The following is a 15,834-nucleotide window of genomic DNA, read 5'->3' as shown; positions in this document are numbered from 1 at the left end:
CTACCGGCTTGCATCGTGCGCGCCTTCTGGATGCAGGTAACGCGTATTCGCATTGCCCGGTCATGGCCGGACGTTTTGTGTATCGACGCCAATTGCATATTCCATGCCGGTTTTTAAAACGCTTGCGCGCGGGGTGGTTTGCGGCTGCGCGTGGTGACTTGCTGCGTATGCGTGCCTGGATGAGCGATACATACTGTGTCAAATACGCGAAATGTTCTGTTTGTTTGAGACAGCGTTTGCTTCACTTCGCTGTTGACGCATTGCAGCAGGTTTCTCTTTGCCTCTGGCCGCTTTGCGCGTGCATACTGACTCTGTGTGTTCTTGCCCGGGGAGGTATCGCCATGACTCAGACCGAGAAGGTTTATACCGACGACGAGATTCAGCAACGTCTGACCGGATTGCTCGCGCATTGGTATCTCGAGGATGGTTGGCTCAGGCGCAAGATCAAAACGGAAGGATGGAAAGGGACGCTCATGGTAGTGAATACCGTGGGGCATCTGGCCGAAGCGGCCTGGCATCATCCGGATTTGACGGTGTCGTATGCGTTTGTCGTCGTGAAGCTCAAGACGCATTCTGCCAAGGGCATTACTGATAAGGACTTTGCTCTGGCTTCGAAGATCGAAGAGGTCGTGCAATGGCAGCCGGGGAAAGAGGGCGGCGCCCTCGAGGGGACCCCTTCCGGGGATCAGCGGTTTCGTTACATCAAATATGACTGAGGTTTTTTTGCCTTACGCGGCGGCCTTTGTTTCTTCGTTTCTTCGTTTCTTCGTTTTTTCGCGTCGGTCTATTAGCTCGCCCCTCCCCGGGGCGGGGGTCACTTTCTTTGCTGCTGCAAAGAAAGTAACCAAAGAAAGCAGCTTTTTCGCCCGCACTTCGTTTTTGATGTTGCACTCCGTAGAACCACGTTGGCACTCAGTTTGAAACAGCCCTGAATCACCTTCCGCGCCCGCTGAGCGCCACCCCATGCGAGCCCCCGGGCTCGACAACACCGTCGGTACACGACGCGCCGCGCGATCGCGCAAGCTTCAACGACAGTCACTCGCCACCGCTAACTCTCACTCGTGGTGGTTCGCGCGCATGGCTTGCAGTTGGAGTTTGCGGTTTGCGTGTGTGCTTGGTGCTTTGTGGCTAACGTGTGCGTTTTCTATTTCTACGTACGCGCCAGTGCCCGACGGTGTTAACGAGCCAGGGGGCTCGCATGGGGTGGCGCTCAGCGGGCGCGGAAGGTGATTCAAGGCTGTGTCAAGCTGAGTGCCAATCTGGTTCTACGGAGTGACCATACAGTCAGTGCTTCGGGCCCGAAAAGCTGCTTTCTTTGGTTACTTTCTTTGCAGCAGCAAAGAAAGTAACCCCCGCCCCGGGGAGGGGCGCACTAATAGACCAACGCGAATAAACGAAGCGACACCTCGCCAGAAAAGGCAAAAAAAACCCGCGTCCTGGTACAGGACTTGCCTAAAACGGGGGCCCAAGTCCCGGCCCAAAGAGGGAGCCCACGCCCGCATGCAAACCGACAAAAGCCGCCTATCGCCGCCCCCGGCGATCACCCTTTCGGCGTCTGCCCGGCTGCATCTCGGCTTCATCGATCCGAACGGCTCGCTGGGCCGCGCCTTCGGCAGCGTCGGCCTCGTCATCGACGGACACGACACGCGCATCACCGCAAGGCTCGCGCAGCAACGCACATCGCACGTCCACGGCATCACGACGCAAGCGCAGCGCGAACGCATCGAATCGCATCTCGAACGCCTGCGCGCAGCGCTCAACGAACCGCGTCCCGTCGAAATCGAAGTGCACGAAACACCGCGCGCCCACACCGGCCTAGGCTCCGGCACGCAACTCGCACTCGCGCTCGGAACCGCTTTCGCCCGCATCACGGGACACGACATCAGCACCGCCGACATCGCGCACATGCTCGGCCGGGGCGGCCGCTCCGGCATCGGCATTCATGGCTTCGATCACGGCGGATTGATCGTCGATGGCGGACGCAGCACCGCGCCAACTCACTCGACGATCCCGCCGCTACTCGCGCGTCACGCGTTTCCCGATGCCTGGCGCATCCTGCTCATCGACGATACCTCCCGCGAAGGTCTTCACGGCGACGCCGAAAAACGCGGCCTCGCAGCGCTTGCGCCCTTCCCCGCTTCGCTCGCCGCGCATCTCTCGCATCTCGCGTTGATGCAGATCCTGCCCGCCGTCGCCGAGAGCGACTTCGATACCTTCGCCAGCGCCATCACGACGATGCAGCAGACCATCGGCGAATACTTCGCGCCCGTGCAAGGCGGCGTGTTCGCAAGCCCCGACGTGGCCCGCGCACTCGACGCCGTAGCCGCCGAACAGAAAGCCGGCATCGGGCAAACGTCGTGGGGACCCGTGGGTTTCGCATTCGTCGCAAGTGCCGACGCCGCGGAACGCGCGCTCGAAACGGCGCAACGAGCGACGCAGCAAGGCACGCGAAACGCATCGCTTGCGTTCTCCATCGCGACCGCGCGCAATCGCGGCGCAACATGGCGCGCAGCCGGTCATCGACAGCCGGGCGCAGACGCCGCCTGAAGAACACGGCCGCCCTCATTCCAATCGATACGAGTCCATCACCATGCCCGAAGCCACCGAAAGACCCCATGTCCTGCACATGTTCACGAGCACGCCGCAGATGAGTCCGTTCGATGTCAACATGGCAGCCGACGCCGGCTATCAAATCCTCGTGCCGTATTGCAATGTCGATATCGACAGCGTCGTGCAACTCACTCAAGACGCCATCTTTTCGCGCGGACCCAAAGGCGTCTCGCGCACAGGCATCTTCATCGGCGGACGCGATGTCATGCTCGCCGCCGACATGCTAGAACGCGCGCGCAATGCGATGGTGCCGCCCTTCGAAGTCTCCGTATTCGCCGATCCGAGCGGCGCCTACACGACCGCCGCGGCGCTCGTCGCGCTCGCTGAAAAGCATCTGAAGGCCGTGCATAACGTGGGCTTCGACGGCAAACGTCTGCTCATACTCGGCGGCACCGGCGCGGTCGGACGCGTGGCGGCGGCGATGGCCGCATCGCTCGGGGCGGATGTCGCCGTTGCAAGCCATTCGAGTCAGTCGCGCGCCACGCAAGTGAGCGACGAGATCAACCGGCGCTTCGATATCGCCACGGTGGGCGTCGCGACAGGAACGCCCGAGCACTTGCATCGCGAACTCGCGCGCGCGGAAATCGTCTTCGCCACCGCCGTAGCCGGCGTGCAGGTGATGACCGCCGCCGATCTCGCCCACGCAAAACATCTGCTCATTGCCGCCGATGTCAACGCCGTGCCGCCCGAAGGCATCGCGGGCGTCAACGTCATGGACGACGGCAAGCCGCTCGCAGGCGCGCCGCGTTCGGACGCCATCGGCATCGGCGCGCTCGCCATCGGCAACGTGAAGTATCAGGCGGAACATCGCCTCTTCGTGCGCATGCGGACCGGCGGCAAGCCCGTCTATCTCGGCTTTCCCGAAGCGTTCGACGAAGCGCGCGCCATCGTCGCGGGACAAGACTCATGATGACCTCGCGTGCGCCGCGCGTCGCGGTAGCCGGATTGTCCGCGCGTCTGCTCGCGCAATCAGCCGAGCGCGCGGGCCTCAACGTGGTCGCGCTCGATATCTTCGGCGATCGCGATACGCGCGCACACGCGGGCATGTGGTTCGATATCGGCGGCGATGGTTTATCGATCGATCGCGCGCGTCTCTACGATGCGCTCGAATGCGCCGCACGCCTGCCGCGCATGCTGGGCCTCATCGTGACGAGCGGACTCGAGCCGCTCGCAATGGAACTGAGCCGTTCGCCACGCGTGCCGCGTTTCATCGGCAATGGCGCGCAAGCGCTCGCGGTGCGCAATCCACGGCGCTTTTTCGCGTTGCTCGATGAAGCGCATATTCCGCATCCGGAAGTACGTTTCACGCCGCCCGAAAATGCGGACGGATGGCTCGTGAAGCGTTCGGATGGCTGTGGCGGCACGCATATCGAGCATGCGCGCGACGTGCATCAACTTCACGCCGACGCCTATTTTCAGCGGCTTTCTCAAGGCCGTTCGATGTCCGCGCTGTTCGTTGCAGCGCATCGCGAAGTCGCGGTCATCGGCTTCGCGGAACAACTCACGGTGGCGGCGGGCACGCTGCCTTTCGTGCACGCGGGTTCGCTTGGACCCATTGCGTTGCCGCGCGATATGGCCGAGCGCATCGTTCACGCAATCGAAACGATCGTGTGGCAAACGGATCTCACTGGCCTGAACAGCATCGACTTCCTGCTCGATGCCGACACGTTTCAGGTGCTCGAAATCAACACGCGCCCTTCATCGACCATGGCGCTTTACGAAACTGCGTGGCCCGATGCATGGCCGCGCGGATTGATCGGCGCGCACGTCGAAGCCTGTCTCGACGGCGAATTGCCACTCAATGCGGACATGTGGACGCGCACGCCCGCAACCATAGCGGGACAGTGTGTGGTGTTCGCGCCGCACGGCTTCACCGTAACGAACGCATTCAGCGATGCCTGCTTCAACGATCCCGCCTGCCACGACGTGCCCTTGCCCGGCGCGCGAATCGAAGCGGGCATGCCGGTCTGCACCGTGAGCACGGCTGCATCGACACTCGATACATTGCGCATCGAACTCGAACGCGAACGGGCGCGTCTTCTGCAACGTATCAACGACATCGACTCATGACTTTATCTTCATCACTCAGCGTCAATGCACTCAGCGAGGCGCTCGTCCAAAGGCTTATCGACGACGCCGAGCGTCTTCACGTCGAACTCAATCGCACGGCGGGCGGCACCATCATCGTCGATGCAGGCGTGAACGCAGCGGGCAGCATCGATGCGGGCGTGTTGATCGCGCGCATCTGCATGGGCGGCCTCGGGCGCGTATCGCGGCGCATCGCGTTCGATGCCGCACCGCTTTGGCCGAGCTTCATCGAAGTGCATGCATCGAATCCGGTGCTCGCGTGCCTCGGCAGTCAATATGCGGGCTGGAGCCTTTCCGCGACGAAAGAGCAAACCGGCGGCAAGAAGTTCTTCTCGCTCGGTTCAGGTCCCGCGCGCGCGCTTGCGTGCAAGGAGCCGCTCTTCGATGAACTCGGCTATCGCGACCGTCATGATCGCGGCGCGCTCGTGATGGAAGTGGACCGCTTGCCGCCGCAAGTCGTCATCGACAAGGTGCTGAACGATTGCGGCCTCGCGCCCGCCAATCTGGTGATCGCGGTCACGCCGACGCAATCTGTCGCGGGGACGGTGCAGGTCGTTGCGCGTGTCGTCGAAGTTGCGCTGCACAAGACGCATGCGATCGGCGTCGATCTGAACGAGATCGTCGATGCAAGCGGCAATGCGCCGTTACCACCGCCCTCGCCCGATGGCGTGCAGGCGATGGGCCGCACCAACGACGCGATCCTTTATGGCGGCCGCGTGCATCTCACCGTGAAGAGCGATGCCGTCGCGAAGAAGCTCGCGAACGAACTGCCGTCGTCGAATGCGCGCGATTACGGCAAGCCGTTCGCGGAGATCTTCAAGTCGTTCAACTACGACTTCTATCAGATCGATGCCGCGCTCTTCGCGCCCGCCGAAGTGTGGGTATCGAGCCTCGAAAGCGGCGCGACGTATCACGGCGGAAAGCTCGAACGGGCGCTGCTCGACGCGCAATGGCAGGCGTCATGACACGCATCGCCATCATGACCGACGAGACGGGCTGGCACACGAACCGCCTGAAGAAAGCGTTTCGCGCGCGCGGCGTGGAGGCGCGTTGCGTCGATCTCGCGGATTGCCGCATCGATACGACATGGAAGCCGCACGGCATCGCGATACCCGGATTCGGTCACACGTTGCCCGACGCGGTTTTCGTGCGCGGCATCGCGGGCGGCACCTTCGAACAGGTGACGTTGCGGCTCGGCATCCTGCATGCGTTGCGCGAAAGCGGCGTGCCCGTCTATAACGATGCGCGCGCCATCGAACGCAGCGTCGACAAGTCGATGACGAGCTTTCTGCTCAATCGCCATGGCGTGCCGACACCCGCGACGTGGGCCGGCGAATCGCGCGCGTTCGCGCAACGCGTGTTGATGCGCGAGCGTGCAGCGAGCCGCAAGGTCGTGATCAAGCCGCTCTTCGGATCGCAAGGCAAGGGCTTGCAACTGCTCGGCGACGATGCTTGCGAAGCGCTTCCATCGCTCACGGCGTTCAATGAAGTGGCTTATCTTCAGCGTTATGTCGATGGCGGCAGGCCCGGCTTCGACTGGCGCGTGCTCGTGATCGGCACGCAAGCGGTCGCCGCGATGAAGCGCGTGGGCGGCGACGGCTGGGTGCACAACTTCGCGCGCGGCGCGCAGTGCGAGCCTGCCGAACTGACGCCCTCGCTCGCGGACATTGCCGTACGCGCAAGCGTCGCGCTCGGCCTCGATTACGCGGGCGTCGATCTGATCGCGTGCGCGGAAGACGGCGACCGTCCGCTCGTGCTCGAAGTGAACGGCGTAGCGGCGTGGCGCGGGCTGCAATCGGTGACATCGTTCGATATCGCTTCCTTGCTCGCCGATGATCTGCTGGATCGCAAGTGTGCGCCATTCGCTGCACCGCAACGCGCGCTTTCGCTCGCCGGTCGCGATGGACACGCCTGATCATTCACGAAACGAACGCGCACGCGCAGCGTTCCTGCGTGCATGCCGGCTCGATGTCGAATGCGCGAAGCCGGGCAACGTAAGCGTTGCGAGCGCGGGACACGGCATGACATCGGCGCAGTTCATCGTGAGCGCGGGAACGGCGGCGGCTGGTCTCTTCACGCAGGGCGCGAGCGTGGGCGCGCGCATTCTCGATGCCGTGCGCCGCACGTTCGACGCCGTCGGCTGCAATACGAATCTCGGCATCGTGCTGCTGGCTGCGCCGTTATGCGCGGCGCTCGAACATCTGCCGAACGATGCGCACATCGACGCTGCAAGCTGGCATCGCGAAACGCAACGCGTGCTTGCATCGCTCGATCTCGACGATGCCCGCCTCGCCTATCGCGCGATCGCCATTGCGAATCCGGGCGGCTTAGGGGACGCGCCCGAGCAATCCGTGCATGAAGCGCCGACCGTGGACTTGCGCGCCGCCATGACGCTCGCCGCCGACCGCGACAGCATCGCGCGCCAGTACGCAAATGGTTTCGCGGATGTGTTCAATGAAGCGCAACGCGTAAGCATCGAAGAAAACACCGCAATACTAGGGATATTCCTTAGCTTTCTAGGCAAGTGGCCCGACTCGCACATAGTGCGCAAGCAAGGCGCGGCGATGGCGCAAAGTGTCACGCGCGATGCAGCCGCGCACGACGCACGCTGGCGCGCTGCCGGCCGTCTTGCCGCCGATCCCGCGCTCGACGCATGGGACGCCGAGCTCAAGGCACGCGGCATCAATCCCGGCACCAGCGCGGACCTCGCGGTCGCGACGCTCTTCGTCGCGCTGATGACCGCGTAATGAACCATGCGCGACACGTCCCTCATGAAAATTGGCACGGTTCCTGTTTAGGAAGTGCGCGGTTATGCCGCCCGTTTTTGCAGCGCCTGAGTGCAGGAGAGTACCGAAGAGTCTTGCGCGGCTCCGAACGCCGCCGCGATTCGACAGCAAGTCGATCGTCCCAAGAACCACCCATCACTGGAGGAACAGCATGGCCAAGATCAACCGCGTCATGATAGGAGAGTCGCTGGTCGGCGAGGGCAACGAGGTCGCACACATCGACTTGATCATCGGACCGCGAGGTTCCGCTGCCGAAACGGCGTTCTGCAACGCACTCACGAACAACAAGGACGGCTTCACGTCATTGTTGGCTGTGGTCGCACCGAATCTCATCACGAAGCCGAACACGATTCTCTTCAACAAGGTGACCATCAAGGGAGCGAAACAGGCCGTACAGATGTTCGGCCCTGCACAGCATGCGGTGGCGCTGGCCGTGGCGGATTGCGTCGAGGACGGCACCATTCCAGCGGACGAAGCCGACGACCTGTTCATCTGCGTCGGCGTGTTCATTCACTGGGAAGCGTCCGACGACAAGAAGATTCAGGAGTTCAACTATCAGGCCACGAAGGAGTCGATCAAGCGTGCGGTCGCGGGCGAACCAAAGGCATCGGACGTGGTAGCGAGAAAGGGTTCCGTCGCGCATCCTTTCGCGCCGGCGTGATGATGTAACGTGTCAAACGGCCGGTGCACCGCAGAAGCATCGGCCGCTCATCATCGACGTATGCAACGACCAAGCGAGGTTCACCGAATGATCCCACGTTGCCGCGCGCTCGCGATGCTGGCCGCGCTCGCACTCATCTCGCCGCTGTCATTCGGCGCGCCGGCGCAAGGGCATGACTATCCGACGGAAGGCCGCGTCGAATACGTGTTGAGCTGCATGGACGACAACGGACATGACTTCGTGAACGTCTATAAGTGCTCGTGCGCAATCGACAAGATCGCGCAAGTGCTCAATTACGACGACTACGTCGAACAGTCGACGTTCTCCAAATACGCCACGCTCGGCGGCGAAGGCGGTGCGGAATTTCGAGTGGATCGCGCGAAGGCGCAGACCAAGAAATTCCGTGACCTTCAGCGTGATGCCTTCAAGGCTTGCGGCATCGTGCAGCGTACATCGACGGGGAAATAGGCCGCTTCATTGGCGCTTCACTGCGGTACCTTATTGCGGTACATATCCGCGCCCGATCCAGCCGAGGCCCGGCGTGGCGGACCACGAACGCCGGCGCTCGATCACCACGCCGACCGCATCGACGTCATCGAACTTGGCGGGCTTCGCGAGCGTGATCTTCACCCAGTGCGCGCCGAATTCCGCAATCACCATTTGCGCGATGCGCTCCGCGAGCGCCTCGAGCAATTGCACGCGGTGCGATGCAAGCAGCGCGTGAATGGCCTCGCGCACCGCCGCGTAATTGATGGTGTCGTCGATGTGATCCGTCGTGCATGCGCGTAGCGACGGCGTGCCGATCATGAGGCTCATGCGCACGGTTTGCGCATCGTGCAACTCACTCTTGTCGATGCCGATCACCGTTTGTCCCGTGAGTCCTTCGATATAAACGATATCCATCGGCGCGTTGTGCTCTTCGGTGAAGGCGTCGCCAACGGCTTCGCGGATCGGATCGAATCGGCCCATGTGTATGACCTCGCCAATTATTTCGCGCTGAAGCGCTAAAGGAATCCGTAAGGGTTTAAGCCATCATGACAAGCAAAAAACGGGCGCAAATGCCGTCTCTATGCGACTACTTATTGAACCTGCGCGTCATAGGATGTACAGTTTTTGAGAACCGGGGTCCTGAACGGAGGCATAAGCCCGGCTACGAGGCGCGCACGCGTGCGGCAGGCAGCAACAGCACGCAAGACACGACGGCATTCGCACGCGAGCCGCGGCGCCAGTGAATATCACAACAGATTCGGCGTCGGCTGACTGCGCGGGACGCGCAACCGGAACGCGGCGCCACGGAGACACGCCCTCATGTCGTCGCTTGCTGACGTAGATACGCATGTCCGGGAAGTGCTGAACATCGTCAATAACCCGCTGGCTTCGCGGCGTGCGAGTGACTCGGTCGCCCAATCGTGGACGCGCTGCCTCACCGAATTCCATCTCGACCCTGGCCGTTTCGTGATGCCGCCCGTGCTCACGCAACGCGAACTCACTGAGCGTCGCGAGGCTGCGAGCGATCTCATCGCGTGTTCGAAGCTCGAGATGACCACGCTGTATCAGCAACTCGCGGACCCCGAACTCGCGGTCGTACTCGTCGATTCGGACGGCGTCATCGTGCATCAGGTGTCGTCGGTGCCGTTCGGCGAAGCCGTCGCCGCCGATGGCCTGCGCGTCGGCGCACTCTGGAGCGAACGCGAAGCCGGCACGAACGGCATGGGCACATGCCTGATCGAGCGCGACTGCATCGCCGTATGTCAGCACGAGCACTTTTATCCGCGCTATACGTCCCTCACCTGTTCCGCCGCGCCGATTTTCGACGAACGCGGCGGGGTCGTCGGCGTACTCGACGTCACGAGCCGCTCGAAGCTGTTGCAGCAGCATTCGCTGGTGCTCGTCGGCATGTCGCGGCAGATGATCGAAAATCGTCTGATCGATGCGCGCTATCGGCACGCGAACATGATCCACTTTCATAGCCGGCCGGAATTCGTCGGCACGCTGCACGCGGGCAAACTCGCCGTGAGCGATGAAGGCATCGTGCTCGCCGCGAGCCGCAGCGCATTGTTTCAGCTCGACCTGCGCTCGCCCGCTGAACTGTGCGGCAAGCGTATCGAGGAAGCGTTCAACGCTACGCTCGAAGACATGATTGCGCGCAGCATTCGTGGCTCGTTTCATCCGGTGACCGTGTATAGCGCGAAAGCGAACAGTCGTTTCTTTCTCACTGCACAGACGCCGCGCGAAGCGGCGAATAGCGGCACCCGCATCCTGATGAACGATTCGCGCGCCAAGCCCAGCCGCAAAGAGACGCGCGATACGGCGGGCCAAGGGCGGCTCGACAAGCTCTCGCATCTGGAGTTCGGCGATCCGCGCATGGCTTCGCAAATTCAGCTTGCCGCGCGTGTCATTCAACGCAAGATCCCGATCATCCTGCGCGGACAGACGGGCACCGGCAAGGAAGTGTTCGCCAATGCGCTGCATAGCATCAGCCCGAACGGAAGCGGTGCGTTCGTCGCGGTGAATTGCGCGTCGTTGCCGGAGAATCTGATCGAGAGTGAGTTGTTCGGCTATCGCGCGGGCGCGTTCACCGGCGCGCAGCGTGAAGGACGGCGTGGCAAGATCGTGCAGGCCAACGGCGGCACGCTCTTTCTCGATGAGATCGGCGACATGCCGCTCACGCTGCAAGCGCGTCTCTTGCGCGTGCTCGAAGAACACGAGGTCACGCCGCTCGGTGCCGAAACTACCGTGAAGGTGGACTTTCAGCTGATCAGCGCGAGTCACCGCAATCTCATCGAACTCGTGCAGAACGGCATGTTCCGCGAGGATCTTTACTATCGGCTCAACGGTATCGAGATCAATCTGCCGCCGTTGCGCGAACGTGCCGATGCGCTCGCGCTCATCGGTCATATTCTCGAAACGGAATGCGAAGACCCGCCCACGTTGAGCGCCGAAGCGCGGCAAGCGCTGCTCAACTATCCGTGGCCCGGCAATATCCGGCAACTGCGGCATGTGCTGCAAATGGCCATCGCGCTATGCGACGGCCCCGAGATTCGTTGCGCGCATCTGCCGCCGGAAATATTGAACGGTGCGTCGGCGCGCGCGATGAGCGCCACGCCATCCCCGCAGCCGGCGCCGCTTGCGCATCTCACCGACGATGCTCAAATGAGCGCGCTCAACGCGATCCAGGTCAAGGAGCGCGAGACCGTTCTGCTGCTGCTCGACGAACATCGCTGGAACGTGAGCAATGTCGCGAAGGTGCTCGGCATCAGCCGCAATACGCTGTATCGCAAGATGCATCGGCTGCATATACGGCTGTCGCATGATTCGTCCGCGCCCAACGACGCATGACGCAGCCGACGCCCGCCCGCCGGCTCGATGAATTCAAGCCCGATGCGCGCTTCGCATGGTGCGTGACGGGGTCCGGTCACATGATCGAGGAATCGATCGACCTTGCATTGCGCCTGCCGGGCTGCGATCTGTTCCTGTCATCGGCGGGCGAGGAAGTGCTGCCGCTCTACGGATGGCCCATCAATAAACTGCGTGAGCACTTCAAGGTCTTTCGCGACAACAGCGCGAGCAGCGTGCCTGTGGGCATGCTGTATAACGGCGACTATCACACCGTGGTGATCGCGCCCGCGACGAGCAACACCGTCGCGAAGTGCGCGTTCGGCATCTCCGATACGCTGCCCACGAATCTCTTCGCGCAAGCGGGCAAGCAATGCGTCCCGGGCATCGTCTTCGCATGCGATACGGCGCCCTCCGTCATCACGCAGACGCCGCACGAATGGGTCGAAGTGCGGCCGCGCGCGATCGAATTCGAGAACGTCGAGCGGCTCGCGCGCATCGAACATACGACCGTCGCCTATACGCTCGATGACCTGCGCGCCGCGCTCGATCGACGGCTCGTGCAACTCAGGCTCGCATGGAACACATCGTCTTCCTGACCGGCCGGCTTGCCGAGCAAAGTCTTTTTCGCGTGCTCGAAGGCATTGCGCCCGTGAGCGCGGCGTCGCCATTCACATGGGAAGTGCGCGAGATAGGCTTGCAGGTTGCGGGACTGATGACCGCCGACATGATCCGCCGACGCGTTGCGTTGCCGCTCACCGAAGGCACGAGCCGCATGATCGTGCCGGGACGATGCCGCGGCGATCTCGATGCACTCACGGAACACTATGGCGTGAAGGTGGAACGCGGTCCCGAAGAAGTGAAGGACTTACCGCAGTTCTTCGGGCGCGAGGCACGTCATGTGGATTTATCGCGCTACGAGACGGAGATTTTCGCGGAGATCGTCGATGCGCCGCGTCTCGACCTCGACGGCATTGCCGCACGCGCGCGCGATTATGCGAGCCAGGGCGCGGATGTAATCGATATCGGCTGTTTGCCCGAGACGCCGTTTCCGCATCTCGAAGATGCGGTCGCGATGTTGAAGGAACAGGGTTATCGCGTGAGCGTGGATTCGATGCTCGATGACGAGCTCTTGCGCGGTGCGCGCGCGGGCGCGGATTATCTGATGAGCCTGAACATCGATACGCTATGGATCGCCGATGAAGCCGCGTGCACGCCGATCCTCGTGCCGCGCGAGCCGCGCGATACGGCGTCGCTCGATGCGGCCATCGACGTCATGCGAAAGCGCAATCGTCCCTTTCTCGCCGATCCCATTCTCGATCCGATTCCGTTCGGCCTGGCCGCTTCCATCGCGCGTTATGTGAGTTTGCGCGAGCGTCATGCGGATATCGCGATCATGATGGGCGTGGGCAACGTCACCGAACTCACCGAAGCGGACACGAGCGGCATCAACGCGGTGCTGCTCGGCATGGCCGCCGAGTTGCGCGTGTCGGCGGTGCTGACGACGTCGGTCAGTTTGCACGCGCGACGGGCGGTGCGTGAAGCCGATGTCGCGCGTCGCGTGATGCATGCCGCGCGCGAAACGCAGACGCTGCCGAAGGGCATCAGCAGCGATCTGTCCGCGCTGCATGCGAAGCGCCCGTTTCCATATAGCGCCGATGAAATCGACGCGCTCGCTGCCGCCGTGCGCGATCCGAATTTTCGCGTGCAGGTTTCGGCGGAAGGCATACACGTCTATAACCGCGACGGGCATCGGCTGGAAACGGACCCGTTCGCGCTTTATCCGCAATTGCAGCTCGAAGCCGATGGCGGTCATGCGTTCTACATGGGCGTGCAGCTCGCGCGCGCGGAGATAGCGTGGCAGCTCGGCAAGCGCTTCGATCAGGATCAGCCGCTCGATTGGGGATGCGAGGTGGACCGGCCGCAAGAGGATCTCACCGCGTGGCATGCGCCCGGTTCGACGATGAAGAAGCGCTAACGCTTCCATTTGATCGAGCAGCCTAGCGCGGGATATTGCTCGCCTTCGGGATCGTGGCCGTCGGCGATGGCGCGCATCGCTTCATAGAGGTCGCGGCGTGCGTCGTTTAACGGCTCGTTGCGCGATGCATCGATACGTCCGCGATAGCGCAAACGCATGCTCTTGTCGAAGCCGAAACATTCGGGCGTGCACGCCGCGCCGTATGCGCGCGCGACTTCCTGCGATTCATCGTGAAGATAAGGAAACGGCAAGCGCCATTCGTCTGCGAACGCAATCATGCGGTCGAAGGAATCGTCGGTATAGATGCTTGCATCGTTCGAATTGATGCCTGCCATGCCGATGTTTATTTTCTCGAGATCGATGGCGTCGCGGATGAGGTGCGCAAGCGTCGCTTTTACATACGGACAGTGATTGCACATGAAGACGATCACGAGGCCGTTCGAGCGCTTGAGTGAGTCCAGCGACCAGGTGCTTCCGTCCGTCGCGGGAAGCGTGAATGCGGGTGCGAGCGCGCCCAGTTCCGCGACTGGAGATTCGGTGGGCATGAGAGAGCTCCCAATTGGCTGTTTGGCATATTGGCGGTTCCCGTCGGCTCGGCTAGCATGAAGGCTCTTTCAACTCATAAGGATCACTCATGCATATTCTCACTATTCAGGAAGCGCAGAAGGATTTACATAAAGTGCTCGAAATGGTGGCGCAAGGCGAAGACGTGGCTATCGGCGGCGAATATCCAACGTTACTGCTAAAAGTCCGGTCAGTAGGCAACTTCGTCGACAAGCATGGCAATAAAGCGGGCGGATCGATTATCGTGTTCGATCCCGCGGACGAGAGCGCGTTCGACGACGAAGCCTTTAAACCGCTGCCGGACGACATCATCGAAGAGTTCTACGGCCCGCTGTTTCCCGAAGACGTCACCGCCAGAGTAGAGAGCCGCTGATGCGTGTATTGCTCGATACCCACGTCTATATCTGGCGCGTCTCCAAAGATCGCCGCCTGACGCCTCGGCTCAGGCGCGCGATCGAGGAGGCGCAGACGGTGTACGTCAGCACGGCCACCATCTGGGAAATGTCCATCAAGGCTGCGCGCGGCAAGCTGGAGCCGCGCGCTGAATACGCAATCGACGAAGTGGAACATCACCCGTTCATCGAGCTTCCCGTACGGCTCGCGCATGCCAGAGCCGTACGGCACTTGCCGCATCTTCACCGTGACCCGTTCGACCGGCTGCTCGTTGCGCAAGCGCTGACGGAAGACTTGAAGTTCCTGACTGCCGATCGCGAACTTGCCGGGTATCTGGAAGACGCGTTATCCGCGTAAGCGCTTCCTCACCGATACCGCTTCGCCATCGCCTCCATCGCCATTGGCCTGATCCGCTCCGCCTGCCCTTCACACCCGAACGCGCGAAACCGGTCGATGCACAGATCGCGCGCCGCCGCTGTCGCCGCCTTCAACGCGTGCCGTGGATCGAACTCCGATTTCGCCGACGCCATCGCGCGCCGCATCGCACCGGTCATCGCAAGGCGTATGTCCGTGTCGATATTCACTTTGCGCACGCCATTCGCAATGCCGCGCTGAATCTCCGCGACCGGCACGCCGAACGTCGATGGAATCTCGCCGCCGTATTCGCGGATCACATCGAGCCATTCCTGCGGCACCGACGACGACCCGTGCATCACGAGATGCGTATCCGGTATGCGCGCATGGATCTCGGCGATGCGGTCGATCGCGAGAATATCGCCCGTCGGCTCGCGGCTGAACTTGTACGCGCCATGCGACGTGCCGATCGCTATTGCCAGCGCATCGATGCCGGTTGCATCGACGAAAGCGCGCGCTTCATAGGGATCGGTCAGCAGGCGATCGTGACCCAGCGCGCCCTCTGCGCCGACACCGTCTTCCTCACCGGCGCGTCCCGTCTCGAGCGACCCCAGGCATCCAAGCTCGCCTTCCACCGACACGCCGACCGAATGCGCCGCATCCACCACGCGGCGGCTCACGTCCACGTTGTAGTCGTAATCGGCGGGCGTCTTTTGATCGGGCAAGAGCGAGCCGTCCATCATCACCGACGTGAAGCCCGAACGAATGGCCTGCTGGCACACGGCGGGACTCGCGCCGTGATCCTGATGCAGCACCACGGGAATGTCCGGATGCGCCTCGACCGCCGCGAGCACCAGATGCCGCAAATACGCCTCGCCCGCATACTTGCGCGCGCCCGCCGACGCCTGCAAGATCACCGGGCTTTTCGTGACCTCGGCGGCCTGCATGATCGCGTGGACCTGCTCCATGTTGTTGACGTTGAACGCGGGCACGCCGTAGCTGTGTTCCGCTGCGTGGTCCAGCAGTTGCCTCAATGCGATGAATGCCATCGTCGTTCTCCGTTC

17 protein-coding genes are annotated in these 15,834 nt (G+C 62.3%); 14 read left to right on the top strand and 3 right to left on the bottom strand.

Annotated elements, in window-relative coordinates:
* The first annotated feature begins 341 nt into the window (after positions 1-341).
* The 9 genes from AWB72_RS19015 (at position 342) to AWB72_RS18975 (ending at position 8,613) form a co-directional block, all read left to right on the top strand.
* The gene (locus AWB72_RS19015) at positions 342-716 is read left to right on the top strand and encodes a 4a-hydroxytetrahydrobiopterin dehydratase (protein ID WP_040049660.1); all 375 of its coding nucleotides are present in this window, start codon (positions 342-344) and stop codon (positions 714-716) included.
* Positions 717-1,500: 784 nt separating this feature from the next.
* Positions 1,501-2,547, top strand: coding sequence for a beta-ribofuranosylaminobenzene 5'-phosphate synthase family protein (locus tag AWB72_RS19010; RefSeq protein ID WP_040049659.1), 1,047 nt, complete (start codon positions 1,501-1,503; stop codon positions 2,545-2,547).
* A gap of 43 nt (positions 2,548-2,590) precedes the next feature.
* A complete protein-coding gene (locus tag AWB72_RS19005; protein ID WP_040049658.1) occupies positions 2,591-3,520 on the top strand; it encodes an NAD(P)-dependent methylenetetrahydromethanopterin dehydrogenase in 930 nt (309 codons plus the stop codon).
* Positions 3,520-4,680: an ATP-grasp domain-containing protein gene (locus AWB72_RS19000; protein ID WP_052449782.1), complete on the top strand. Its 1,161-nt coding sequence runs from the start codon at positions 3,520-3,522 to the stop codon at positions 4,678-4,680. Before AWB72_RS19005 ends, AWB72_RS19000 begins: the two co-directional genes overlap by 1 nt.
* Positions 4,677-5,663 carry a methenyltetrahydromethanopterin cyclohydrolase gene (gene mch / locus AWB72_RS18995; RefSeq protein WP_040049656.1) on the top strand — a complete coding sequence of 329 codons (987 nt, stop codon included), beginning with the start codon at positions 4,677-4,679 and terminating at the stop codon, positions 5,661-5,663. The genes AWB72_RS19000 and mch overlap by 4 nt, the downstream gene beginning before the upstream one ends.
* Entirely contained in the window at positions 5,660-6,613 is a 954-nt protein-coding gene (locus tag AWB72_RS18990) for an ATP-grasp domain-containing protein (RefSeq protein WP_084592778.1), read from the top strand. The genes mch and AWB72_RS18990 overlap by 4 nt, the downstream gene beginning before the upstream one ends.
* The gene (locus AWB72_RS18985; protein WP_040049705.1) at positions 6,600-7,445 is read left to right on the top strand and encodes a triphosphoribosyl-dephospho-CoA synthase; all 846 of its coding nucleotides are present in this window, start codon (positions 6,600-6,602) and stop codon (positions 7,443-7,445) included. Before AWB72_RS18990 ends, AWB72_RS18985 begins: the two co-directional genes overlap by 14 nt.
* A 190-nt stretch (positions 7,446-7,635) precedes the next feature.
* Complete coding sequence (fae, locus tag AWB72_RS18980; RefSeq protein ID WP_040049654.1) at positions 7,636-8,145, top strand: formaldehyde-activating enzyme; 510 nt, start codon at positions 7,636-7,638, stop codon at positions 8,143-8,145.
* 87 nt (positions 8,146-8,232) lie between these two features.
* Positions 8,233-8,613, top strand: coding sequence for a hypothetical protein (locus AWB72_RS18975; protein WP_040049653.1), 381 nt, complete (start codon positions 8,233-8,235; stop codon positions 8,611-8,613).
* Between the two features lie 30 nt (positions 8,614-8,643).
* Here the strand turns inward: AWB72_RS18975 and AWB72_RS18970 are convergent, their stop codons facing one another.
* Positions 8,644-9,114: a dihydroneopterin aldolase gene (locus tag AWB72_RS18970; RefSeq protein ID WP_040049652.1), complete on the bottom strand. Its 471-nt coding sequence runs from the start codon at positions 9,112-9,114 to the stop codon at positions 8,644-8,646.
* Positions 9,115-9,453: 339 nt separating this feature from the next.
* Between AWB72_RS18970 and AWB72_RS18965 the strand changes: the two genes are divergently transcribed.
* Genes AWB72_RS18965 through AWB72_RS18955 form a run of 3 tightly spaced genes read left to right on the top strand, consistent with a single transcriptional unit; the run spans position 9,454 to position 13,459 of the window.
* The gene (locus AWB72_RS18965; protein WP_040049651.1) at positions 9,454-11,484 is read left to right on the top strand and encodes a sigma-54-dependent Fis family transcriptional regulator; all 2,031 of its coding nucleotides are present in this window, start codon (positions 9,454-9,456) and stop codon (positions 11,482-11,484) included.
* The gene (locus tag AWB72_RS18960; protein WP_040049650.1) at positions 11,481-12,080 is read left to right on the top strand and encodes a flavoprotein; all 600 of its coding nucleotides are present in this window, start codon (positions 11,481-11,483) and stop codon (positions 12,078-12,080) included. Before AWB72_RS18965 ends, AWB72_RS18960 begins: the two co-directional genes overlap by 4 nt.
* Positions 12,059-13,459 carry a DUF6513 domain-containing protein gene (locus AWB72_RS18955; RefSeq protein WP_040049649.1) on the top strand — a complete coding sequence of 467 codons (1,401 nt, stop codon included), beginning with the start codon at positions 12,059-12,061 and terminating at the stop codon, positions 13,457-13,459. The genes AWB72_RS18960 and AWB72_RS18955 overlap by 22 nt, the downstream gene beginning before the upstream one ends.
* Here the strand turns inward: AWB72_RS18955 and AWB72_RS18950 are convergent.
* Complete coding sequence (locus AWB72_RS18950) at positions 13,456-14,004, bottom strand: thioredoxin family protein (protein WP_040049648.1); 549 nt, start codon at positions 14,002-14,004, stop codon at positions 13,456-13,458. The two genes, AWB72_RS18955 and AWB72_RS18950, sit on opposite strands and share 4 nt — an antisense overlap.
* Before the next feature lie 89 nt (positions 14,005-14,093).
* Between AWB72_RS18950 and AWB72_RS18945 the strand changes: the two genes are divergently transcribed.
* Complete coding sequence (locus AWB72_RS18945) at positions 14,094-14,396, top strand: hypothetical protein (RefSeq protein WP_040049647.1); 303 nt, start codon at positions 14,094-14,096, stop codon at positions 14,394-14,396.
* A complete protein-coding gene (locus tag AWB72_RS18940) occupies positions 14,396-14,773 on the top strand; it encodes a type II toxin-antitoxin system VapC family toxin (protein ID WP_040049646.1) in 378 nt (125 codons plus the stop codon). Before AWB72_RS18945 ends, AWB72_RS18940 begins: the two co-directional genes overlap by 1 nt.
* Positions 14,774-14,781: 8 nt before the next feature.
* Here the strand turns inward: AWB72_RS18940 and fba are convergent, their stop codons facing one another.
* On the bottom strand, positions 14,782-15,819 hold the full coding sequence (fba, locus tag AWB72_RS18935; protein WP_040049645.1) for a class II fructose-bisphosphate aldolase: 1,038 nt from the start codon (positions 15,817-15,819) through the stop codon (positions 14,782-14,784).
* Positions 15,820-15,834: the final 15 nt, after the last annotated feature.

The organism is Caballeronia concitans, from assembly GCF_001544615.1.
GTDB classification, from domain to species: Bacteria; Pseudomonadota; Gammaproteobacteria; order Burkholderiales; family Burkholderiaceae; genus Caballeronia; species Caballeronia concitans.
Note: the sequence above shows the minus strand (reverse complement) of the source record. Positions and strands in the feature narration are given on the sequence as shown.

Bases quoted from the DNA above. Each gene is read 5' to 3' on its own strand.
- AWB72_RS19015 (WP_040049660.1), top strand. From the start codon at position 342: ATGACTCAGACCGAGAAGGTTTATACCGACGACGAGATTCAGCAACGT.
- AWB72_RS19010 (WP_040049659.1), top strand. From the start codon at position 1,501: ATGCAAACCGACAAAAGCCGCCTATCGCCGCCCCCGGCGATCACCCTT.
- AWB72_RS19005 (WP_040049658.1), top strand. From the start codon at position 2,591: ATGCCCGAAGCCACCGAAAGACCCCATGTCCTGCACATGTTCACGAGC.
- AWB72_RS19000 (WP_052449782.1), top strand. From the start codon at position 3,520: ATGACCTCGCGTGCGCCGCGCGTCGCGGTAGCCGGATTGTCCGCGCGT.
- mch (WP_040049656.1), top strand. From the start codon at position 4,677: ATGACTTTATCTTCATCACTCAGCGTCAATGCACTCAGCGAGGCGCTC.
- AWB72_RS18990 (WP_084592778.1), top strand. From the start codon at position 5,660: ATGACACGCATCGCCATCATGACCGACGAGACGGGCTGGCACACGAAC.
- AWB72_RS18985 (WP_040049705.1), top strand. From the start codon at position 6,600: ATGGACACGCCTGATCATTCACGAAACGAACGCGCACGCGCAGCGTTC.
- fae (WP_040049654.1), top strand. From the start codon at position 7,636: ATGGCCAAGATCAACCGCGTCATGATAGGAGAGTCGCTGGTCGGCGAG.
- AWB72_RS18975 (WP_040049653.1), top strand. From the start codon at position 8,233: ATGATCCCACGTTGCCGCGCGCTCGCGATGCTGGCCGCGCTCGCACTC.
- AWB72_RS18970 (WP_040049652.1), bottom strand. From the start codon at position 9,114: ATGGGCCGATTCGATCCGATCCGCGAAGCCGTTGGCGACGCCTTCACC.
- AWB72_RS18965 (WP_040049651.1), top strand. From the start codon at position 9,454: ATGTCGTCGCTTGCTGACGTAGATACGCATGTCCGGGAAGTGCTGAAC.
- AWB72_RS18960 (WP_040049650.1), top strand. From the start codon at position 11,481: ATGACGCAGCCGACGCCCGCCCGCCGGCTCGATGAATTCAAGCCCGAT.
- AWB72_RS18955 (WP_040049649.1), top strand. From the start codon at position 12,059: ATGGAACACATCGTCTTCCTGACCGGCCGGCTTGCCGAGCAAAGTCTT.
- AWB72_RS18950 (WP_040049648.1), bottom strand. From the start codon at position 14,004: ATGCCCACCGAATCTCCAGTCGCGGAACTGGGCGCGCTCGCACCCGCA.
- AWB72_RS18945 (WP_040049647.1), top strand. From the start codon at position 14,094: ATGCATATTCTCACTATTCAGGAAGCGCAGAAGGATTTACATAAAGTG.
- AWB72_RS18940 (WP_040049646.1), top strand. From the start codon at position 14,396: ATGCGTGTATTGCTCGATACCCACGTCTATATCTGGCGCGTCTCCAAA.
- fba (WP_040049645.1), bottom strand. From the start codon at position 15,819: ATGGCATTCATCGCATTGAGGCAACTGCTGGACCACGCAGCGGAACAC.